The sequence below is a fragment of the Acidocella aminolytica 101 = DSM 11237 genome (assembly GCF_900129125.1).
GTDB classification, from domain to species: Bacteria; Pseudomonadota; Alphaproteobacteria; order Acetobacterales; family Acetobacteraceae; genus Acidocella; species Acidocella aminolytica.
In genome coordinates this window covers 48,146-68,575 of sequence record NZ_FQVJ01000020.1, presented here as the reverse complement: position 1 = coordinate 68,575, position 20,430 = coordinate 48,146, and the positions used below count along the sequence as shown (strand labels likewise).

The following is a 20,430-nucleotide window of genomic DNA, read 5'->3' as shown; positions in this document are numbered from 1 at the left end:
CGGAAGCTGCCCAGTTGCCTGTGAGCTTGCTCTTCGATCAGTTGGCCGAGACGGACAAGCGGATCGATCGGCTGACCGACGAGATCAAAGAAGCCTTCAAGCAGAACGAGACAAGCCAGCGTCTGGCTACGATCCCAGGTGTTGGGATACTGTCGGCAACGATCATTGCCGCAACGACGCCGGACGTCGACAATTTCGATTGCGCGAGAGATTATGCTGCTTGGCTTGGGCTGACACCCAAGCCGCACTCCACCGGAGGCAAGCAGAAGGTGGGCCGGATCTCGAAGATGGGCAACCGTTACATCCGACGCCTGCTGTATCTGGGTGACATAGCGCAGATTATGCTCAGGTACAGGCTCAAGCGCGAGCCCGGGTCGGACTGGCTGTCTAGCATGCTGATCCGGAAGAAGACGAAAGTTGCCGCCATCGCCTTGGCGCATCGCATGGCAAGAACGATCTTCGCTGTCCTCAGGGACGGATCACGCTATCGGCCACAGGCGACTGCCTGACCGGCTCTCGGAATGGTCAGGGCAAAGTGAGGTGGTGGCGAACAAGCGGAGACGAAGAACCAGGACACCCCGATTAATCCGAAGCGCCTCGAGCGCGCTCGATTGAGTGGGACCTGTTCTCCAAGCGGATATTCATCAGGGCGCGCAGCGATCTCGTTGCACATTCAGACGCCGCATACATGGCCGCAACCGACCCGTTCACCAAATCCGATCCGACACCTTGACCCGCAGGAGCCATCCATACATGGGTTGAAAGGCACAATGAATGCCATTCTCCCGAAGGCTTCGACTACAAAAGTAAAACGGGGAATTGGTCCAAGCCGGAAAATCCGTCCTTCGCTTGAGCTATAGTTATCGCCGCAATTTCCAGATCGGGACCAAAGCCAATATCGAACGCAACCGCAACCGCTAGCGTCAAACATATCTTTCAGATTTTCGTCGATGGGTCGCCCTCATCGCCAAATAGTAGAATGCGGAAGCCACCCCGTGCCCCAGGAGCCCCCCTTGGTAAGGATACCACCATCGGTGGTCACGCGGCACGCGCCGCCGGCAGTGCGCCAGTCAGCCCCTGGGCGCACCACCTTTATTCAAAACATCAAGACTTAGTAACGTAAATTTCGCCACCACCCTGATTGAACGCTGCGCTCATTTTCTGCATACCGTCCGCGCGCTGGGCTTGCTCACGGATATCCTGGCTAATCTTCATGGAACAGAATTTTGGCCCGCACATGGAGCAGAAATGCGCCGTCTTATGTGCCTCTTTCGGCAGGGTTTCGTCGTGGAAATCCCGTGCTGTATCCGGGTCCAGCCCGAGGTTGAACTGGTCTTCCCAACGGAACTCAAAGCGGGCACGGGAAATGGCATCGTCTCGCAGGCGGGCGGCGGGATGACCCTTGGCCAAGTCCGCGGCGTGGGCAGCCAACTTATAGGTGATGACACCGGTTTTCACGTCCGCCCGGTTCGGCAGACCAAGATGCTCCTTGGGCGTGACATAGCAAAGCATAGCGGTGCCGAACCAGCCAATCATCGCAGCGCCAATGCCCGACGTGATATGGTCATAGCCTGGGGCGATATCGGTCGTGAGCGGCCCTAGCGTGTAGAAAGGCGCTTCCCCGCAAGCGGCAAGCTGCTTGTCCATATTGGCTTTGATCTTGTGCATTGGCACATGGCCGGGGCCCTCGATCATGACCTGACAACCCTTGGCCCAGGCAACGCGGGTGAGTTGCCCCAGCGTCTCCAACTCGGCGAACTGTGCTTCGTCATTTGCATCTGCATTGGAGCCCGGACGCAGACCATCGCCCAAAGAAAAAGAGACATCGTAGCGGCGCATAATGTCGCAAATGTCTTCGAAATGTTCGTACAGAAAGCTCTCACGGTGATGGCTGAGGCACCATTGCGCCATGATGGAGCCCCCGCGCGAGACAATACCTGTGACACGCTTGGCGGTGAGCGGCACATGCGCCAAGCGAACCCCCGCATGGATGGTGAAATAGTCTACGCCCTGTTCAGCCTGCTCGATCAGCGTGTCCTTGAACACCTCCCAATCCAACTTCGACGCATCGCCGCCGACTTTCTCCAAAGCTTGATAGATGGGCACGGTGCCGATGGGCACCGGGGAATTCCGCAAAATCCAGTCCCGAATATTATGGATATTACGCCCGGTGGAGAGGTCCATCACCGTATCAGCACCCCATCTGATAGCCCAGACGAGCTTATCGACCTCCTCAGCCGCGGAAGAGGTGACTGCGGAATTACCGATGTTAGCATTGATCTTTACCAGGAAATTCCGACCGATGAGCATCGGCTCGACTTCCGGGTGGTTGATATTGGCAGGGAGAATAGCCCGACCGGCGGCGATTTCAGCTCGCACGAATTCCGGCGTGACAAATTCAGGGAGAGACGCGCCAAAACTTTCACCATCCTTCAGACGAGCGGCAGCCCCTTCAACAGCTTGGGCACGGCCGAGATTCTCCCGGTAGGCGGCGAAGATCATTTCCTCCGTCACGATCCCGGCGCGGGCAAACTCATATTGCGTGACAAACGGTTTATCTTGCCCATTCAGCACGGCGTGGGGGGCCGGGCATGGTGGCACAAGCCGGGCGTCCGGCACGAAGCCGTTATCCGCAGGCTGCACCAGACGGCCAGACGTCCGGCCAAATCCCCGCCCTTCCAGCCAAGCAGCACGCAGCTTGGGCAAGCCCTGGTTCAAGTCGATCGGCTCGACCGGGTCTGTGTAGGGGCCGGATGTATCGTATAGCCTGAAAGGCGGCTCATTGGCCGAAGGGTGCAGCGCCACCTCGCGGAAGGGCACGGCAATATCTGGCCGCCCGGGCACGGCGGCGTAGATTTTGCATGAGCCTGGAATAGGCCCCGTGGTGACAGTGGCAAGCTCAGTCTGGGCCGTCATTTGCGTCCTCCTACATGAGTCGGAGGGCGGGAATGCCAAAGGCACCGTCGAATATTCCCCGTCCCTCCGCCGGTTTTAGCCGGATCAGGTTCAAAGGGTCCGTCACGGCGGGCCTCAGCCCATGGCGACATCTCAGCTCCTTCGCGGAGCCCCCCTCGGTCCGATCAGACCAGCATCATGAGATGAGAATTGTCAAGGTCGCGCCGCGGCAAAGCGAAATTATGAACGCGTGCCGCCAGTACGGTCGATAGCCCCTGTCTCGATCAACGGAGCAGCGTCGATATCGCTCGCATCCAACAGCACCCCGACACGCTCCAGCGCCGCGAGCAGCATAGCCTGCTCCCAGGTCGGCAATGCCTCGAACCGGTCGCGGAAGCGCTCATGCAGCACGTCCGGGGCGCGGCCCAAGGCGGCCCGCCCGGCATCCGTGATGGACATAATGACTTGGCGCTTGTCCCGTACACTGCGCTGGCGGGTCAGCAGACCGGTGGATGCCAGGCGATCAGCGATGTTGGTGATGGTCGCCTGACCGAACTGCAACGCAGCTGCGAGCGCGCTTGGAGTTACCTCCCCCCGCCGGTCAATCTCTTGCAACACAAGAAATTGCGAGGTGGTGAGCCCTGTTGCAGCGAAAAGTTTACCGCCACTGCGATCCGTGGCGCGGAGAATACGCCGGATGGCGCGGAGGGTAGCATGAGTGAGCGGCGAGTCCATCTGCGCCTTGGACTGCAAAACCATGAATTATTCAACCAGAAAAATACTTCGACATTCGAACCATAAATACTTTGGTCTTTAAACTATAAAACCCCCTATTTTCAGGACCAACGCGCCATCGAAGTGAGAAAATGGGCAAAAAAAGCTTGCTATTAAGGCAGGAGGCACTAAACTTGGGGCCCGTCGCAACTAGCGATACAAAATCTAACGTTGATTATATTTTTAAGGTCGAAGTAATTTTGATGATCGATACTTTGGTGACACCGTCATCCGGACGGATAACGATGCGGCACCCCACGGCCAAAGATGGAGCGGGGGTCGCGGCGCTGATCTCGAGCTCCCCGCCGCTCGACATCAACTCGACCTATTGCGTGCTGTTGCAATGCACGCATTTCGCGCAGACCTGCATTCTGGCGGAACGCGACGGGCAGCTGATGGGCTGGATTTCCGGCTATGCGCCCCCTACCCACCCGGAGAGCCTGTTTATCTGGCAAGTTGCCGTGGCCAAACAGGCACGCGGTACCGGGTTGGCAGGCCGAATGCTGGACGCTCTGGTGGCACGCCCGGCCCTTTCCGGGCTGAACACGCTGCGCACAACCATCACAGCCGACAATGCAGCCTCCTGGCGCTTGTTTGAGAGCTTTGCTCAGCGCCATGGCGGCGAGGTCAGCCGCCTGCCTCTGTTTGAACAGGATGCACATTTTGCTGGCCAACACGCCACTGAATTTGAGTTCGTGATCCGCCTGAAGGCCGACGCGGACCAAGCTTAAAAAGCAGGAAAGGAACAGCCATGCTCACTCCTCACCCCTCCCCTAAGAAACCTGATACGTCTATTTACGAGCGCCGGGAATCACGCGTTCGCAGCTACTGCAACGCTATGCCACGCCAGTTCAACCGCGCGAAAGGCGTGTGGCTGGAGGACAATCAGGGCGGACGGTATCTGGACTTTCTGGCGGCTTGCTCCTCGCTGAATTATGGCCATAACCACCCGGTCCTAAAGCAGGCGCTGCTGAATTATATCGAGCAGGACAGCATCACCATGGGGCTGGACCTCTTCACCGATGCGAAGGCGGCCTTTCTGGACGCGCTGGAAAACTGCATCCTGAAGCCCCGTAAGCTCGATTATAAGGCTATGTTTACCGGCCCCACCGGCACCAACGCGGTAGAAGCAGCGCTAAAGCTGGCCCGCAAGATTACGGGGCGCCGTAATGTTATCGCCTTTACCAATGGCTTCCACGGCATGACACTGGGCGCACTGGCCTGCACTGGCAATGAGGGCAAGCGCAAGGGCGCCGGCGTGTCACTGCCGGATGTCAGCCACGAAGCCTTTGACGGCTATTTCGGCCCCGATGTGGACACTGCAGCTCTGCTTGAGCGGCGGCTGGAAGACAGCTCCAGCGGGCTCGAGGCGCCGGCTGCCATTCTGGTTGAAACTGTCCAAGGTGAAGGCGGGCTGAATGCGGCGTCTTTTGCTTGGTTGCGCCGAATTGCCGAGATCGCCAAGCGTCACGGGGCCCTGCTGATTGTGGATGATATCCAGGCCGGTTGCGGCCGGACCGGGCATTTCTTCAGCTTCGAGCCGGCCGGAATCGTGCCGGATATCGTGACCATGGCGAAGTCGCTGTCCGGCTATGGGTTGCCGATGGCCCTTACCTTGTTCCGCCCTGAGCTGGACCAATGGAAACCCGGCGAACATAACGGCACCTTCCGTGGCAACAGCCATGCCTTCGTAACCGCCGCCGCAGCGCTCCGGCACTTCTGGAAGGACGACAGCTTCGCCTCCACCGTGCGGGCGCGTGGTACCCAACTACAAAACCGGCTGGAACAAATGGCCCAGGCACACGGCTTTACCACCTGCGGGCGCGGCATGATGCGTGGCATCAATGTCGGCACAGGAGAACTGGCGGACGTGATTACCAGCACCTGCTTCCGCAATGGGCTGATTATTGAGACCAGCGGCGCCGACAGCCATATCGTGAAGGTCCTGGCCCCGCTGATCATTACCGAGAACGAGTTGAACCAAGGGCTCGATATTCTGGAAAACGCGCTGAACGCCGCGATGGCGAAACCGCTTTCCATTGCCGCTGAGTAAGAAGGAGAACCAATATGATCATCCGCAATATTGATGAGGCTTCCCAGTCCGAGCGTAAGGTCAAGACGGACGGTTGGGACAGCGTCCGCATGCTGCTCAAAGATGACGGGATGGGCTTCTCCTTCCACATCACCACCATGTACGCCGGCAAGACGCTGCAGATGCACTATAAGAACCATTATGAGTCAGTATACGTGCTGAGCGGCGAAGGCACGATCGAGGATCTCGGTACCGGTGAGATCCACGAACTGCGCCCTGGCGTGCTCTATGTGTTGAACAAGCATGACCGCCACATCGTCCGTCCGCGCACGGATATCGTGACTGCTTGTGTATTCAATCCGCCAGTCACCGGCAAGGAAGTGCATGACGAAACCGGGGCTTATCCGTCCGAGGCGGAAATGGCCCAGGCGAGCGCCTAAAAGTAAGGAGGGCTTAAATTTATGACCGACCTTTACCCTTCGCGCCAATCCGATAAAGCTGTATTACGGCTCCGTCAGGACCCTGTTTTTTACGGGCGCTGGACGGAAGATGCACCGCTGACCAAAGCGCAGACTGACTTTTACGAGCAGAACGGCTTTCTGGTTCTTGATAATCTGTTCTCCGAGGCCGAAATCGCGCTGTTGCAGAATGAAGCGACACGCCTGATCACAAACCCCGCGAATGTTTCCCCAGAGACGATCATTACTGAGCGTAACAGCAATGAAGTGCGCTCAATCTTCGCGATTCACGATCAGAATGCCCTTCTGGCACGGCTGTCAGCTGACCAGCGGTTGGCAGGCGCCGCCAGCTATCTGCTCGACGACGAGGTCTATATTCATCAGTCACGCCTGAATTATAAGCCCGGCTTCGCGGGCAAGGAATTCTACTGGCACTCTGATTTCGAAACGTGGCACGTCGAGGATGGCATGCCGCGGATGCGCGCTTTATCAATTTCCGTGCTGCTGAAAGACAATAATGCCAATAACGGCCCGCTGATGGTGATGCCTGGTTCGCATCGATCTTACGTGACCTGCGTGGGCGAGACGCCGGATGATCACTACAAGGCGTCTCTAAAGAAGCAGGAATATGGCGTGCCGGATCACGACTCCCTCGCCAAACTGGCGAGCGCGCACGGGATTGAGGCGGCTACCGGTAAAGCTGGCACCGTCATCATGTTCGATTGCAACACGATGCATGGCTCGAACGGTAATATCACGCCGTATCCGCGCTCCAACGCGTTCTTCGTATATAATGCCCGTTCGAACGCTCTGGTCGAGCCATTTGGGCCGAAGACACCGCGCCCGCCCTTTATCGCAGACCGGCGCTTCAAGACACTCAGCATCGCGGAAGGGTCGCTGACACAGCGGGAGCGTGCGGCATGAGTATAGCCCCTAGTGTCGAGAAAATTGGTGGCACGTCGATCTCGTCTACCGAAACAGTATTGGCCAATGTGCTTTTAGGTGGCCGCAGCGGCGCGGATTTATATAATCGTATCTTCGTGGTTTCGGCTTACGGCGGAATCACCGATCTGCTGCTTGACCGCAAAAAGAAAAAGCCTGGGGATGACATGCCCTCTGGCCTTTATGCCTGCTTCACGGCAGAGGATTCCTCCGTCTCGTGGGAAGAAGCCTTAACAGCTGTGGACGCGGCGATGCGCGCCAAAAACGCCGAGATTTTTGAAGGCCCGGAACGCGGAATCGCCGATTCCTTCGTCGCGGGTCGGATCGCCGGCATCAGGGCCTGCATACAGGATCTCGACCGGTTGCGCGGGCACGGCCATTTCCGTCTCGACGAACCACTTGCCACTTTGCGCGAGTTGCTCGCCGGATTTGGCGAGGCGCATAGCGCCCACAACACCACGCTGCTACTGCGTGCGAAAGGTGTGAATGCTTGTTTCGTTGACCTTACCGGCTGGGATGACCAGCTTTGGCTGGACCTCGATGAGCGCATCCGCATCGGGCTTGATGACATCAACTTTGCCACCACCCTCCCCATTGTCACCGGCTATGCGCGGTGCAAGGGCGGCATGGTGAAGCAGTTTGACCGCGGCTATACTGAAATGACCTTCGCTCGGCTGGCGGTTTTGACCGGCGCTCGTGAAGCGATCATTCACAAGGAGTTTCATCTCTCCAGCGCGGATCCAAAACTGGTGGGCCCTGATAAAGCACGCAAGATCGGCCAGACCAACTATGAAGTCGCCGACCAGCTTGCCGGGCTTGGTGTCGAGGCAATTCATCCCGGCGCTGCGCGCGGCTTGCGCCAGGCGGGGATTTCCCTGCGGGTTCGTAATACATTTGACCGGTATGACGACGGCACGTTGATCAGCGCCCATTATCATTCCGATTCCCCACGGATTGAGATTGTTACGGGACTGTCCGACGTGACTGCGCTCGAATTTTTCGAGCACGATATGGTGGGCACGAAAGGTTATGATGCCGGGATTTTGGAGGTACTCACCAAGCACGGCGCCAAGATTGTCAGCAAAGCCTCGAACGCGAACACCATCACCCACTATCTGGCGGCACGCCCCTCGGTTGTGCGTCAGGTGGTCGCTGATCTTGAAGCGCGCTTCTCCAATGCCGAGATCAACGCCAAGCGGGTTTCCATGGTGTCGATCATCGGCACAGATATCAGCCAGCCGGGTCTTGAACTACAGGCCATGCAGGCGCTTCAGAATGCGAAGGTTACTGTGCTAGCGATGCAGCATCAGCTTCGTAATGTCGACGTACAGTTTATCGTTGCACAAGATCAATTTGATCGTACAATTCAAGCTCTGCATGTCGCATTGGTTGAATCAGACACCAGTGACTCAACGCTTGCAAGCGAGCGACCCCTGGCCCGCGTGGCCTGACTGACATAAGCTGAGGGAGATCCGATATGAGCTTCGGTATCAAAAGGCGCCATGCGCTTGGTCTGACGGCAGCGGCATTCGCTTTGCCGTCCGCCGCTTTTGCAGAGACAACATTGACGAAACTGCGTAAGCGCGGGTTTATCCGCGTGGCTGTCGCCAATGAAGTACCTTATGGCTACATGGACGCGGACGGTCACGCCAAAGGTATCGGCCCAGACGTGGCCAAGCATGTGCTGACCAGTATCGGCATCAAGCATATTGAATGGGTAGTGATGCCATTTGGCGAGCTAATTCCTGGCCTCCGCGCACGCCGCGTGGACATGGTGGCCGCTGAGCAGAATATTCTGCCCGCACGCTGCCAGGTGGTGGATTTCTCCGTGCCTGATTCGAGCTATGGCGAGGGATTGCTGGTGAAAGCGGGCAACCCGCACAACATCCATTCTTATATGGATATCAAAAACAACCCGAAGCTCAAACTCGCCATCGTTTCCGGCGCGGATGAACTGGCCATAGCGCATGGCCTGGGTATTCCCGACAGTCAGATCGTCTCGATTGACGCCAACGCAGATGCGCTTTCGTCGGTCAGTTCCGGGCGCGTGGCGGCCTATGGGGCCACGGAACTCACTGTGGCCCGGCTAGCCAAACACAGCCAGGCCGTAGAGGCCGCTACACCGTTCACGCAGCCGATCGTCAACGGCAAGTCCGTGCGCAGCTATGGCGGTTTCAGCTTCCGTAAGGATGAAACCTCCCTGCGTGAGGCGTTCGACAAGTCCCTGACCGCCTTCAAGGCGACAGATGGCTGGGCGAAGATCTTGCGCGATGCCGGGCTGAGTGATGCCAGCATCAAGGCCGCGCAGCAAAAAACCACACCGGAACTTTGCGCCGGTTAATCCAGAAATGACCGGAACAGCGCTGCTTCCCCCGCTGCTGGCGGGCGCCAAGATCACGGCGGAACTCACAATCGCTTCGACTTTTATTGGCGCCGTTCTTGCCTTCGCCGCAGGTATTGCACGCGGCACGGGGGGCAGGCTAATTCGGCTTATTGCCGCGGTCTATATCGAAATTTTCCGCGGCACGTCACTGCTTGTGCAGCTGTTCTGGCTTTATTACGCGCTGCCTTTGCTCGGGCCATCAATTGGCCCGTTCACCACTGGCGTTCTTGCCTTATCTCTGAATATCGGCGCGTATGGGGCCGAGGTGGTGCGCGGGTCCATACTCGCTGTTGCCCGTGCCCAGCACGAGGCGGCAATCGCCTTGAATTTCTCACGCAGGCAAAGGTTGTGGCATATCGTCCTCCCGCAAGCCTTGCCTGAGATGATGCCACCGCTCGGTAATCTTGCTGTGCAAAATCTCAAGGATACGTCCCTGGTCTCAATGATCACGATTGCGGACCTTACATTTCACGCTCAGAATTTACGCAATCTCACACTGGATACTGTACCTATCTACAGCCTGACCCTGCTGCTCTATTTTGCCATGGCGCTCATTTTGATGGCCTGCATGCGTGGTCTTGAAAGATGGGTCCGCATTGGAGGGAGCCCAGCACGCTCATGATGTACGGGTTCCATTGGGATTTATCCAACCCCCTCGCCTTTGCATGGTCCATTCTGCCGATCATTTTGATCGGTCTTACGGTGACGGTTGAAGCGACGATTCTTGGCTTCATTGTATCTCTGATTATTGGCTTGGCTCTGGCCCTGTTACGGCGCACACATACACGCTGGGTGGCTTGGCCAACGGCCGTGGTCATTGAATTCATCCGCGACACGCCGCTGATCGTGCAGCTGTTCTTTTTGTATTATGTGCTTCCTCAATTCGGGATTTTGCTACCCGCCTTCCTGACCGGCGCGCTGGCACTTGGCATCCAATACAGTGCCTATATGTCCGAAGTGTACCGCGCAGGACTTGACGCCGTGCCGCATGGACAACTTGAGGCCGCAACAGCGTTAAATCTCAGCCGCACACGGATGTATGTCAGCATCATCATCCCTCAGGCCATTCCACGTATTCTTCCGGCCATGGGCAATTATCTGGTCTCCATGATCAAGGATACGCCTGTTCTGTCTGTGGTAACTGTTCTGGAAATGCTTGGCCTTGCGCGCATTATTGGTGACCGGACCTTCCGCTACCTCGTACCTCTGACGCTCGTTGGTGCTATCTTCCTGATCCTTTCCATGACCGCCTCCGCTGGCGTGCGCCGGCTGGAACGCGCTTTGCCCAAATCTGGAATTCTTCTACGATGACAGACACGCAAGACCCAATCATCAAATTCTCTGACGTTACCAAACGCTTCGGTGACTTGGTTGTTCTTGATCACTTTGACTTCGAAGTAAATCTCGGCGAAAAAGTCGCTCTGATTGGCCCCTCCGGCTCAGGGAAATCCACGGTCTTACGAATTTTGATGACCCTGGAAACGATACAGGAGGGGCAGATTGAACTCGATGGCATCCCCTATCGCGAACCGGGCGGTCATGGGCCATTCCATGCATCGGCCAAGCATCTGCATAATATCCGCAGTCGCGTGGGCATGGTTTTTCAAGGCTTCAATCTGTTCCCGCATATGAGCGTATTGCGCAACATCACTGAAGCGCCCGTTGTTGTGCTTGGCTTATCTAAGCGCGAAGCCAAAGAGCGTGCCATGCAATTGCTTGAAATGGTTGGGCTCGCAGACAAAGCAGACGCCTTCCCAACGCAACTGTCCGGCGGGCAAAAGCAGCGCGTTGCCATTGCACGGGCTTTGGCAATGCGCCCGCGTGTCATGCTGTTTGACGAACCGACATCCGCGCTGGACCCGGAACTGGTCGGCGAGGTTCAGGAGGTAATCCGTGGCCTCGCGCACGAACATGATCTAACCATGCTGCTAGTCACGCATGAAATGCGCTTTGCTCGTGAAATTGCCGACCGTGTATGCTTTTTCGATAAAGGACGCATCGTTGAGCAAGGTCCGCCTGCGGAGGTTATGGTGAACCCCCAGGAAGAACGGACACAGAACTTCCTGGCTCCCTATCTTGCCGATCGGCAGGCAGGTGTATAGCCTTACTTGCCGATCACCTCAATCAAGCGGGCTGCAGCAATGCTGCTTTGTCAGCTAAGATCGATCTGTCTAACCCTCCCCTTGAAACGCCAGAGCCAGGAGAATCTTCAATATCGCCTCTGGTCAGAGCGTGGCAATCAGCACCCTGCTTGAAGCCCTGCTGACCCTGCCAAAAGCGAGGGTTGAGGTTGAAACCGATCCGGCACAGCTACGCCCGAAAGATATCCTTGACGAGCGGATCACAGGCGTCCGGACCCAGACCAGAGCCGCCCCCTCCCCTTCAACATACACCGCAAGATGCTCTGGAAGATTGGGAGAAACGGGACGCCCTACCCCCGCTTAGCGCCCGGACAACGCCGCCGAAGAAATATCCTTTTGCTGGCAACTGAGTAAATGGCACAACGCCTGGGTCATTGGTGCCCGGTTCAGCGTATAAAAATGAAACTGCCGCACTCCCTCGGCATAAAGCCTCTGGCATAGGGTTCCTGCCACCATGGCCGCCACCAACGGGCGCATTTCCGGCCGTTCATCAAGCCCTTCCAGCATCCTGTCCAACTCTGGTGGAATCGCCGCCCCACAAGCCGTCGCAAATTTGCGCACCTGCCCGGCATTCACCACCGGCAAAATCCCCGGCACGATCTCCCCGCCAATACCCGCCGCCGCGGCCCGGTCACGGAAGCGCAGAAATGCCTCTGGGGCAAAAAAGAATTGCGTCAATACCCGGTCTGCCCCGGCATCAATCTTGGCCTTGAGATTATCAAGATCGGCCTGATCAGAGGGCGAATCCGGATGACGCTCAGGATACCCCGCCACAGACACCTCAAACGGCGCGAGTCGCTTGAGTGCGCGCGTCAGAGCGGCCGCATTTTCAAACCCGTCAGGATGCGGCTGAAATTTGCCGCTACCATCCGGCGGATCGCCACGCAATGCAACAATATGACGAACACCCGCCGCCCAATAGGCTTCGGCAATTTTTAACACTTCCGTTTGGCTGGCCCCAACGCAGGTCAGATGCGCCGCCGCGTTCAACGCGGTTTCATTGGCAATCCGCGCCACCGCTTTGTGCGTACGTTCTCTTGTTGTGCCCCCCGCCCCATAGGTCACTGAGACAAAACGTGGCGCACAAGGGGCCAGCGCGGTCACGGCCTGCCACAAATCCGCTTCCATCTTCTCAGTCTTTGGCGGGAAAAACTCAAAAGAAACCTGCACTTCATTATCACGCATTATTATCTGATCCATGGGATACACCTCCCTTAAGCGGCGCGCGGCTTGCGCCCGAGCCAGAGTTTAACCGTCAGCTCACGGCCAGCGAGCGTACGTGCCGTTTCCATCTTAAGCCCCGTCGCCATAAGCCAAGCCTGCATCTGCTCATCCGAGAAACCGAGCCGCGCATGGGCATGGCGCGTCCGCAGTTCTTCATGTTCATGCGGGGCAAAATCCACCACCAGCAAACGGCCTCCATCCACAAGTAGCCGCGCGGCCTCACGCAGCGCGGTCTCTGGTTGAGGAAGATAATGCAGCACCTGATGCAACAGCGCAGTCTCCGCGCTGGCATCCGGCATATCCAGGGCACAGATATCCCCCTGATATAATTTCACGCGGCTCGAGGCCAGTTTGGCGCGGGCGAAGCGCAACATCTCCGGGCTGCGATCTATACCGACAACGCTTTCAGCCCTGGCTCCCAGCACTTCCAGCATCCGTCCTGTGCCCGTGCCTAAATCAACGACCCTGCCAAGTGCCTCCTTTGCCAAAAGTTCAGTAATCGCCGCCTCAATATCGGCATCAGCCACATAGAGCGTACGCAGTTCGTCCCACATACCCGCATTGGCATTGAAATACGCCTCAGCCGCCCGCGCCCTATCAGCCACTACAGCTGAGAGCCGCGCCTTATCCGCTTTCATCCAGGCTTCGGCGTCTTCTAGCGCCGCCCACTCATCCAGTGCCACCAGAAGCGGACGGGCCAGCCTCTCGTCCCCAAGCCCTAGAAAAACCCAAGCACCTTCCTTCCGACGCTCAATCAGCGATGCATCCGCCAAAATTTTAATATGCCGGGAGATACGCGGCTGGCTCTGCACCAAAATCTGCGCCAGCTCCCCAACCGAGAGCTCCATGCACCGCAACAGGGCAAAAATGCGCAGGCGCGTAGGGTCGGCAAGCGCGCGAAAGATGGCAATGGGCAAATCCATTATGAATGGATGACATAAAGATATCTTTATGTCTATATCCCTTTAAGCGACTGTCTTCCTAAAGTATGCAGTTTTTATATTTACGTCATACGATCCGAGGAGATAGCCTAACTGGCAACCAAAATTGTCCGGAGCTTATATGCTTGCAGCTTTGAAGCGTGGTTTAAGCGGTGAAACAGGGCGGCGTGTCCGCGCTATGTATTTATGTCTGGTCCTCACTAATATCGGCCTGTGGGGGCTCGCACTCGCGCTCTTCCGTCACTACCCGCTGCTGCTCGGTACCGCCCTCCTGGCTTATAGCTTTGGCCTGCGCCATGCCGTGGACGCCGACCATATCGCCGCCATCGACAACGTGACCCGCAAATTGATGCAGCAGGGCAAGCGGCCGGTTGGCGTGGGACTCGCGTTTTCACTCGGCCACTCAACCATCGTGTTTGGTCTCTCCGCCGTTGCCGCCGCAACCGCCGCCGCGATACAAGGCAAGTTCGATGCACTTTCCAGCTGGGGCGGAATCATAGGCACCACCGTCTCCGGCATCTTCCTGTTCGGCATCGCCCTGATGAATTTGATTATTCTAGCTTCCATCATCAAGACGTTCCAGCATGTGAAGGCAGGCGGTGCTTACGCTGACGAAGATCTCGACATATTGCTGGCCAAACGGGGCTTTTTTGCACGCATCTTCCGTCGCCTGTTCAACATGGTGAACCATTCCTGGCAGATGTATTTCGTCGGCTTTCTGTTTGGTCTCGGTTTCGACACGGCAACAGAGGTGGGGCTGCTCGGCATTTCAGCAGCCGCGGCAAGCAATGGTCTTCCAATCTGGTCGATCATGCTGTTCCCGTCCTTATTTGCGGCGGGCATGGCGCTTATCGACGCGACAGATTCCATTCTGATGCTGGGCGCCTATGGCTGGGCCTATCTCAACCCTATTCGCAAGCTGTTTTACAATATCACCATTACCGCTGTTTCAGTGCTGGTGGCGGTGCTGGTTGGCGGCATTGAGACGCTTGGCCTGATTCAAAACCAATACCATTTCACTGGCTGGTTTTGGGATAAGATCGCCAAACTCAGCGGTGACGCCGTGTTTGGCTTGCTCGGCTATGGCATTGTCGGCATTTTTATCGCGGCCTGGGCCATTTCCGTCGCGATCTATAAATTCAACCGTTACGACGAGATCGAAGTCGTCCGCGCCGAGTGACCGTTATTCGTCACTGGCGCGCAGCAGATCAGGCTTTTTGCGAAAGTTGGATACGCAATTGAGGCTTCTGAATTTTCCCAGTTCCAGTACGAGGCAACACCTCAACAAAACTGATATATTTTGGAATTTTATAGCGTGCCAAACGAGCATTTAGAAATTCCAGAATCAGATTTTCATCTGGCCCGTTCTCAGCAACAACCACAGCAAGATGCCCTACCTCTCCCCAGCGGGCATCTGGTACACCAACTACGGCAGCCTCTCGGATCCCGGGCAAAGCGGCAAGCACGGCCTCAATCTCCACCGGATAAACATTTTCTCCACCGGAGATAAACATATCCTTCTTACGATCCACCAAAAACAAAAAGCCATCTTCATCCTGGCGGGCAATGTCGCCTGTGCGGAACCAACCATCTTCCGTAAAAGCCTTTGCTGTTTCCTCAGGCGCACGCCAATAGCCGATGAAAATATTGTCACCTTTTAAAAGCAGCTCTCCAGCCATACCAGGCGCAACTTCCTGTCCTTCCGCGCCGACAATGCGCGTCTGAATGGCCGGCGGGACGAGACCTGTTGCACCAGCCTTCTGATCTATGATCGGGATATGAATGGGCATGCAAGAGACTGTTCCAGCCTCGCTCATGCCGAAACCATCGGCAATGGGGATTCCATCCCGCAACCAGGCACGTATATCCGCCGCCGGGTGCGGTGCACCACCAGAAAATATCGCTGTGAGGTTACGTAGCTTTTCAGGATCAAATCCTTCAGTGTTACGCAGCATCTGTGCCATTTGAGGCACGCAGAAATAATGACTAACTTTCAAGGTAGAGTCAGAAAGCCTCGCCAATGTACGGGAAGGTTCAAACCCCTCACTCAACAACACCGCGCCACCGCGCATAAAGGCGGGACGTAGATTGGTGATGATACCCATGATATGAAACATCGGCGTTTCTGCGAGCATCGCACTTTGATGCGTAACACGAGCCAGCATCCCGAAATTCACGGCCGTCTGGGCAATATTTCGTTCACTAAGCAAGACGCCTTTAGGCCGACCAGACGTACCTGATGTATAAAGGATTAGGCTGGGGCGAGAGCGATCGAACTGCACTGGCGCCAACGGTGCCGCCCGTTCAATCTGCGGGCGCAGGGCCACAAGCTCAACCTGACGGATTGCTGAAGCGAGGGGCAATAAAAATTCCGAATCGCCAACAAGCAACTCAGGTTCACAATCTTCCAGAAGCCTTAACTGCTCTGCTACCGCGAGCCGCCAGTTGAGCGGCACAAAGATAGCGCCCAGCCGTGCGCAAGCGAGATGCAACAGGGCCTGCTCAGCACAATTACGCCCAAGAGCGGCAATCCGCGCGCCCATCTTAATACCATATTGGCCTGCCAACAGCCCGGCAGTGCGGGCGATGGCTTCATCCCATTCAGCATAATTCCAGCGCCGGTTGGTGGCAAATTCATATACTGCCAGCGCATCCGGCTGCAGCCGGGCCTGGATGCCAGAATCATCTACGACATTGACCATTGCGCTTCCTCCCCAGGTGTACGCAGTTAGTCTTTTAAACGATAAGCACCCAATCCCGGCTTGTAACTTTTTTCATCGATGAACTGGCGGATACCTTCCTTACGCCCGTCATTATCATAAGAATTCGCCGCCTCCTGCGCGCGGACAAGATAATCCTCGGCATTTTCATAGGTCATCTCGCCTACACGCCGGATAGCGTCTTTTGTCGCCTTCAATGCAACGGGGTTCTTCTTCAACAGCGCATTAGCAACATCGGTAACGCGATCGCGCAGTTTTGCGAGTGGCACGGCCTCGTTCACGAGACCCCAAGCTGCAGCTGTTTTACCATCCACATTCTCCCCCATCATCGCATGGTACATGGCATTACGGAAAGAGAGCAGTTCCACGGCCACCTTAGTCGCGCCGCCACCCGGCAAAATCCCCCAATTGATCTCCGACAGCCCAAATTGTGCCTCCTCAGCAGCAAAGGCCAGGTCGCATGCGAAAAGTGGGCCATAGCCACCACCAAAACACCAGCCATTCACCATGGCAATGGTGGGCTTCTGATACCAGCGCAAACGCCGCCACCAGCCATAGGACTCACGCTGCGCCTTGCGGGTGGCCCCCAACCCCTGCGCTTCCGTCTCGCGGAAATATTCTTTCAGATCCATGCCCGCAGACCAGGCCGTCCCTTCGCCTGACAGAACTAGCACGCCGACATCATCCCGGAACTCCAGTTCATCCAGAACCTCCATCATGCGACGGTTCAGGGTCGGATTCATGCAATTCCGTTTCTCCGGGCGATTAAATTTCACCCAGGCAATACGATTTTCGACTGAAAAAGCAACGACATCCGTCTCAGACATTTGAAATCCTTCATACAAGGGCCAACAGTTCCTGCCGAACCGGCCTATTCATTATCAGTTGGACTTGCTTTTATTGATATAATACATAACATACAAGTCCCATATACCGCTTGTGGATGGAAAAAGACAAATGCGGTCAAAATGGACGGGAGGATGTAATAGATTGCCACTTTCTATAACAAGATTGCACCCATCACGAAGGGCAGGCATAGTCACCCTATGGCCCCCAAAGTGAAATCTCCTGTCCCCTCCGAACCTGAAGATATGCCCCCAAGCAATCCGCTTGAACAACTGCTGGGCTACCAGCTGCGTCGTGCCTCGCAGGCGATGATGGCGGATCTGAGTGCAGCGCTGACGGACCTAGAGCTGAAGATCACAGAAATGTCCGTACTGATGGTTATCGAGGAGAATCCGGATATCACTCAAAGCGAGATCGGACGGGTACTAGGTATCCAGCGCGCCAACATGGTGCCGCTTACCACACAACTCGAGCGGCGCGGGCTGATCCGCAAGGGCGTCACTACAGGCCGGGCTCAAGCACTTCGCCTCACCCCCGCCGGGCGCGTACTGATGCGTGAATGCCGTAAGCGTGTCACCAAGCATGAGGCGCGGTTTCTGGCTGGCATGCCAAAATCCCACCGCGATGCGCTGATGCTGCAATTGCGGATGGTCTGGAACCAATAACAAGCGGCGCTCACGGCGCCAGACCGAAATAAGAGGACATAATGCTAACAGAGCAGGCGCTAGCCGGGCTTATTGCCGGGCTGCACGGGCTTGGCCCAAATTGTACCGATATAGATACAAACATCGCTGTGCTGACAGAAGCTGCAAAGCTGGCGCAGGGCGTACTGACGGCTAATGGCAAGATGGCTGACGCATTCGGCGCTCGGCTGGAACATGGGCGCGTAAAACTGCCCAAAGGGCAAAAAACATCCTGGACTGCACTGCTTGAAGGCGGCTGGACCAGCCTAGCTGACCCTGAAGAATTTGGCGGTCAGGACCTGCCTCTACCGCTGGCCGTCGCAGCCCAGATGCTGTTCGACGCAGAGGATGTCGCGCTCGGCATGCTGGCACTCAACCAGCGCTGCGCCGTGCGGCTTTTACGCAAGGCGGCTTCAGCCGAAATGCAGGAGACGTGGATTCCACGCTTGATCTCCGGCGAATGGGCCGCAACCATCTGTATTTCTGAACCCGACGCCGGGTCCGATGTCGGGCGAATCCGTAGCATGTCCCTGAAAGGTGAGGATGGGATTTGGCGGATCAGTGGTCAAAAATGCTGGATTTCCTATGGCGATCATAATCTAGCGCCGCATATCTTGCATCTCGTTCTAGCACGGACACCAGGACAACCGCCCGGCACAAAAGGGCTCAGCTTGTTTCTGCTGCCGGATGTGAAAGCGGACGGCTCACGCAACGGCATTGAGATCTTGCGGATCGAGGAGAAAATGGGGCTTCACGCCTCGCCCACCTGCGTACTGGCGTTGGACGGGGCAGAGGCTTTACCCATTGGCGCTGAAGGCCAAGGGTTAAAAGCCATGTTCGGGATGATTACCGGCATGCGTCTGGGCGTTGGGGGGCAATGTAGCGCCATGGCGGCGAGAGCCTGCGAAATTGCCTGGGCCTATGCGGCGGAGCGGCTGCAAGGCGGCTCGGCAGACGCACCGCCCGTGCCAATCTATCGCCATGCCGAGGTGCGACGATTGCTTCTGGACGCCAAGCTGAGTGCGACAGGGGCAATGTTACTGACTCTACAGGCCGCGGCTTGGATGCAGGCGGGCGATGAAGGCGATGAACAAGCCGCCGCGCGGGTCGCCGTGCTGTTGCCCGTGGTAAAGACACTTTCCGCCGAAGCCGCATTCGAGGCCGCCAGCAATGCCATGCAGGTTCTGGGCGGAGCAGGCTACACGCGGGAATGGCCGGTGGAACGGATTCTGCGCGATTCACGCGTCGCGTCAATTTTCGAAGGCACAAGCGCCATTCAGGCTTTGGATCTGTTGCACCGGCAGTTACTGGGCGCCGGCGCAACAACGGCGTCAGACACGCTGGCGCTTTTATTGCCCTCTGAAATGGTCATGTCGCCGCTGCAGACAATGCTGGCGCATCTGGCGAATGCCCCGCCGCCAGCGCGCGACCATGCGGCATTGCCCGCACTACGGCTCTTTGGTTTGGCCTGCATCGATGGGCTATTGCGTCGCCATAAGAATATAATCGGGGAGGCGTTGCTTGCTTGGCATGAGGCCGGGCTGGCCGCCAAGGCCACTGCCTTGGTAGCTGCAGCGGACTGGGTAGATACAGCCCAACTCTACGCCGCCCTAGCCTGATCAACTCCCGCGCAGGATGGCCACCCCTTCCCGCGCTGGATCCAATTCCGTGTAACGCAACACCGCATTGGCGTGCTCCCGCATCAGCGCCTCCGCCCTGGCCCCCTGGCCAGCGGCAATGGCCTCAACGATAGCATGATGTTGTATGTGCGCGTAATTCAGGCGCTTATATTCAGCAGCGAGGTTGTTACGGTCGATTGCCAAAGCCTTCACCGAAGCGAAGGGCAGATGGTCATTTCGAGAGAGCGCCTCCTGGATGGCCAAGTTGCCGGAGGCTTGGATGATGGCAGCATGGAACCGGATATTCAAATCCAGATAAAGCGGTGCATCAGCCTCGGCAAAACAACCATTTTCAAAAAGAGCATCGCCTTCTTTTAGGCAAGTTTTGAGGGTGTCCAGAACCGCTTCGCTGGCACCGCGTTCGGCCAGGAGACGCGCGGCCAGACCTTCCAGAACACCACGTACCTCCACCGCGCCGATAATTTGCTCAGGGGAGACGGCCCGCACCGCAAAGCCGCGTGCCCCAGCGCGGACCAGCAGCCCTTCCTGCTCTAGTTCCCGAAAAGCCATGCGCACCGGCATGCGTGAAACCCCCAGGCGTTCCGCAAGCGGGATTTCCGCCAGACGCTCGCCGGCGGCGAGTTCGCCAGCGCTGATCATGCGCCGCAACGTAACCAGAACGCGCTGGCCGGTACGCTCGCTACTCATGAGCACCCCCACAAATTGGATACAATTTATACAATTTCGATTGACTCACCCATAAAATTCCTGA

General features: G+C 57.0%; 20 protein-coding genes and 1 riboswitch. Of the genes, 13 read left to right on the top strand and 7 right to left on the bottom strand.

The window, feature by feature from the left end:
• A partial coding sequence (locus BUB54_RS11765) for an IS110 family RNA-guided transposase (RefSeq protein WP_139284885.1) occupies positions 1-509 on the top strand: 509 nt, incomplete at its 5' end.
• Positions 510-1,104: 595 nt separating this feature from the next.
• Here BUB54_RS11765 and thiC read toward each other — a convergent pair.
• On the bottom strand, positions 1,105-2,916 hold the full coding sequence (gene thiC, locus BUB54_RS11755) for a phosphomethylpyrimidine synthase ThiC (protein ID WP_048877317.1): 1,812 nt from the start codon (positions 2,914-2,916) through the stop codon (positions 1,105-1,107).
• Between the two features lie 44 nt (positions 2,917-2,960).
• Positions 2,961-3,082: riboswitch (TPP riboswitch) on the bottom strand.
• A gap of 53 nt (positions 3,083-3,135) precedes the next feature.
• On the bottom strand, positions 3,136-3,654 hold the full coding sequence (locus tag BUB54_RS11750) for a MarR family winged helix-turn-helix transcriptional regulator (RefSeq protein ID WP_241869287.1): 519 nt from the start codon (positions 3,652-3,654) through the stop codon (positions 3,136-3,138).
• Positions 3,655-3,872: 218 nt separating this feature from the next.
• Here BUB54_RS11750 and ectA point away from each other — a divergent pair, with 218 nt between their 5' ends.
• From ectA to ehuA, 9 genes are read left to right on the top strand one after another with little or no spacing between them, the layout of a single operon-like run.
• A complete protein-coding gene (gene ectA, locus BUB54_RS11745; RefSeq protein WP_241869288.1) occupies positions 3,873-4,400 on the top strand; it encodes a diaminobutyrate acetyltransferase in 528 nt (175 codons plus the stop codon).
• Between the two features lie 20 nt (positions 4,401-4,420).
• Complete coding sequence (gene ectB / locus BUB54_RS11740) at positions 4,421-5,722, top strand: diaminobutyrate--2-oxoglutarate transaminase (protein WP_048877318.1); 1,302 nt, start codon at positions 4,421-4,423, stop codon at positions 5,720-5,722.
• Between the two features lie 14 nt (positions 5,723-5,736).
• Positions 5,737-6,141, top strand: a complete 405-nt coding sequence (locus tag BUB54_RS11735) for an ectoine synthase (protein ID WP_048877319.1) — start codon at positions 5,737-5,739, stop codon at positions 6,139-6,141.
• A 21-nt stretch (positions 6,142-6,162) separates the two neighbouring features.
• Positions 6,163-7,083: an ectoine hydroxylase gene (gene thpD, locus BUB54_RS11730; protein WP_048877320.1), complete on the top strand. Its 921-nt coding sequence runs from the start codon at positions 6,163-6,165 to the stop codon at positions 7,081-7,083.
• A complete protein-coding gene (locus BUB54_RS11725; protein WP_048877321.1) occupies positions 7,080-8,552 on the top strand; it encodes an aspartate kinase in 1,473 nt (490 codons plus the stop codon). The genes thpD and BUB54_RS11725 overlap by 4 nt, the downstream gene beginning before the upstream one ends.
• Before the next feature lie 26 nt (positions 8,553-8,578).
• Positions 8,579-9,442, top strand: coding sequence for an ectoine/hydroxyectoine ABC transporter substrate-binding protein EhuB (gene ehuB / locus BUB54_RS11720; RefSeq protein WP_048877322.1), 864 nt, complete (start codon positions 8,579-8,581; stop codon positions 9,440-9,442).
• A gap of 7 nt (positions 9,443-9,449) precedes the next feature.
• Positions 9,450-10,106, top strand: a complete 657-nt coding sequence (ehuC, locus tag BUB54_RS11715; protein WP_048877323.1) for an ectoine/hydroxyectoine ABC transporter permease subunit EhuC — start codon at positions 9,450-9,452, stop codon at positions 10,104-10,106.
• The gene (gene ehuD / locus BUB54_RS11710; RefSeq protein WP_048877324.1) at positions 10,103-10,795 is read left to right on the top strand and encodes an ectoine/hydroxyectoine ABC transporter permease subunit EhuD; all 693 of its coding nucleotides are present in this window, start codon (positions 10,103-10,105) and stop codon (positions 10,793-10,795) included. Before ehuC ends, ehuD begins: the two co-directional genes overlap by 4 nt.
• Positions 10,792-11,586, top strand: coding sequence for an ectoine/hydroxyectoine ABC transporter ATP-binding protein EhuA (gene ehuA / locus BUB54_RS11705; protein WP_048877325.1), 795 nt, complete (start codon positions 10,792-10,794; stop codon positions 11,584-11,586). The genes ehuD and ehuA overlap by 4 nt, the downstream gene beginning before the upstream one ends.
• A gap of 339 nt (positions 11,587-11,925) precedes the next feature.
• Here the strand turns inward: ehuA and metF are convergent, their stop codons facing one another.
• The gene (metF, locus tag BUB54_RS11700) at positions 11,926-12,825 is read right to left on the bottom strand and encodes a methylenetetrahydrofolate reductase [NAD(P)H] (protein ID WP_048877326.1); all 900 of its coding nucleotides are present in this window, start codon (positions 12,823-12,825) and stop codon (positions 11,926-11,928) included.
• A 14-nt stretch (positions 12,826-12,839) separates the two neighbouring features.
• Entirely contained in the window at positions 12,840-13,772 is a 933-nt protein-coding gene (locus BUB54_RS11695; protein WP_048877327.1) for an ArsR/SmtB family transcription factor, read from the bottom strand.
• A 139-nt stretch (positions 13,773-13,911) separates the two neighbouring features.
• On the opposite strand from BUB54_RS11695, the gene BUB54_RS11690 reads away from it, so the two are divergent.
• Positions 13,912-14,970, top strand: coding sequence for a HoxN/HupN/NixA family nickel/cobalt transporter (locus tag BUB54_RS11690; protein ID WP_048877328.1), 1,059 nt, complete (start codon positions 13,912-13,914; stop codon positions 14,968-14,970).
• A 28-nt stretch (positions 14,971-14,998) separates the two neighbouring features.
• Here BUB54_RS11690 and BUB54_RS11685 read toward each other — a convergent pair whose 3' ends face one another.
• Together BUB54_RS11685 and BUB54_RS11680 are read right to left on the bottom strand one after the other, a co-directional pair.
• Positions 14,999-16,492 (bottom strand): AMP-binding protein, encoded by a 1,494-nt coding sequence (locus BUB54_RS11685; protein ID WP_048877329.1) that lies wholly within the window; start codon positions 16,490-16,492, stop codon positions 14,999-15,001.
• Positions 16,493-16,518: 26 nt separating this feature from the next.
• The gene (locus tag BUB54_RS11680) at positions 16,519-17,337 is read right to left on the bottom strand and encodes a p-hydroxycinnamoyl CoA hydratase/lyase (RefSeq protein ID WP_048877330.1); all 819 of its coding nucleotides are present in this window, start codon (positions 17,335-17,337) and stop codon (positions 16,519-16,521) included.
• 219 nt (positions 17,338-17,556) lie between these two features.
• Here BUB54_RS11680 and BUB54_RS11675 point away from each other — a divergent pair, with 219 nt between their 5' ends.
• Together BUB54_RS11675 and BUB54_RS11670 are read left to right on the top strand one after the other, a co-directional pair.
• Complete coding sequence (locus tag BUB54_RS11675; protein WP_052948270.1) at positions 17,557-18,021, top strand: MarR family winged helix-turn-helix transcriptional regulator; 465 nt, start codon at positions 17,557-17,559, stop codon at positions 18,019-18,021.
• Between the two features lie 41 nt (positions 18,022-18,062).
• Positions 18,063-19,658, top strand: a complete 1,596-nt coding sequence (locus tag BUB54_RS11670; protein ID WP_052948271.1) for an acyl-CoA dehydrogenase family protein — start codon at positions 18,063-18,065, stop codon at positions 19,656-19,658.
• Here BUB54_RS11670 and BUB54_RS11665 read toward each other — a convergent pair whose 3' ends face one another.
• Positions 19,659-20,366 (bottom strand): GntR family transcriptional regulator, encoded by a 708-nt coding sequence (locus BUB54_RS11665; RefSeq protein ID WP_048877331.1) that lies wholly within the window; start codon positions 20,364-20,366, stop codon positions 19,659-19,661.
• Positions 20,367-20,430 lie beyond the last annotated feature (64 nt).

Coding starts and splice junctions, on each gene's coding strand:
- thpD (WP_048877320.1), top strand. CDS start 6,163: ATGACCGACCTTTACCCTTCGCGCCAATCCGATAAAGCTGTATTACGG.
- ectB (WP_048877318.1), top strand. CDS start 4,421: ATGCTCACTCCTCACCCCTCCCCTAAGAAACCTGATACGTCTATTTAC.
- metF (WP_048877326.1), bottom strand. CDS start 12,825: ATGGATCAGATAATAATGCGTGATAATGAAGTGCAGGTTTCTTTTGAG.
- BUB54_RS11685 (WP_048877329.1), bottom strand. CDS start 16,492: ATGGTCAATGTCGTAGATGATTCTGGCATCCAGGCCCGGCTGCAGCCG.
- BUB54_RS11690 (WP_048877328.1), top strand. CDS start 13,912: ATGCTTGCAGCTTTGAAGCGTGGTTTAAGCGGTGAAACAGGGCGGCGT.
- BUB54_RS11665 (WP_048877331.1), bottom strand. CDS start 20,366: ATGAGTAGCGAGCGTACCGGCCAGCGCGTTCTGGTTACGTTGCGGCGC.
- BUB54_RS11750 (WP_241869287.1), bottom strand. CDS start 3,654: ATGGTTTTGCAGTCCAAGGCGCAGATGGACTCGCCGCTCACTCATGCT.
- BUB54_RS11725 (WP_048877321.1), top strand. CDS start 7,080: ATGAGTATAGCCCCTAGTGTCGAGAAAATTGGTGGCACGTCGATCTCG.
- BUB54_RS11675 (WP_052948270.1), top strand. CDS start 17,557: ATGGCCCCCAAAGTGAAATCTCCTGTCCCCTCCGAACCTGAAGATATG.
- ehuD (WP_048877324.1), top strand. CDS start 10,103: ATGATGTACGGGTTCCATTGGGATTTATCCAACCCCCTCGCCTTTGCA.
- ehuC (WP_048877323.1), top strand. CDS start 9,450: ATGACCGGAACAGCGCTGCTTCCCCCGCTGCTGGCGGGCGCCAAGATC.
- BUB54_RS11695 (WP_048877327.1), bottom strand. CDS start 13,772: ATGGATTTGCCCATTGCCATCTTTCGCGCGCTTGCCGACCCTACGCGC.
- BUB54_RS11680 (WP_048877330.1), bottom strand. CDS start 17,337: ATGTCTGAGACGGATGTCGTTGCTTTTTCAGTCGAAAATCGTATTGCC.
- BUB54_RS11735 (WP_048877319.1), top strand. CDS start 5,737: ATGATCATCCGCAATATTGATGAGGCTTCCCAGTCCGAGCGTAAGGTC.
- ectA (WP_241869288.1), top strand. CDS start 3,873: ATGATCGATACTTTGGTGACACCGTCATCCGGACGGATAACGATGCGG.
- BUB54_RS11670 (WP_052948271.1), top strand. CDS start 18,063: ATGCTAACAGAGCAGGCGCTAGCCGGGCTTATTGCCGGGCTGCACGGG.
- thiC (WP_048877317.1), bottom strand. CDS start 2,916: ATGACGGCCCAGACTGAGCTTGCCACTGTCACCACGGGGCCTATTCCA.
- ehuA (WP_048877325.1), top strand. CDS start 10,792: ATGACAGACACGCAAGACCCAATCATCAAATTCTCTGACGTTACCAAA.
- ehuB (WP_048877322.1), top strand. CDS start 8,579: ATGAGCTTCGGTATCAAAAGGCGCCATGCGCTTGGTCTGACGGCAGCG.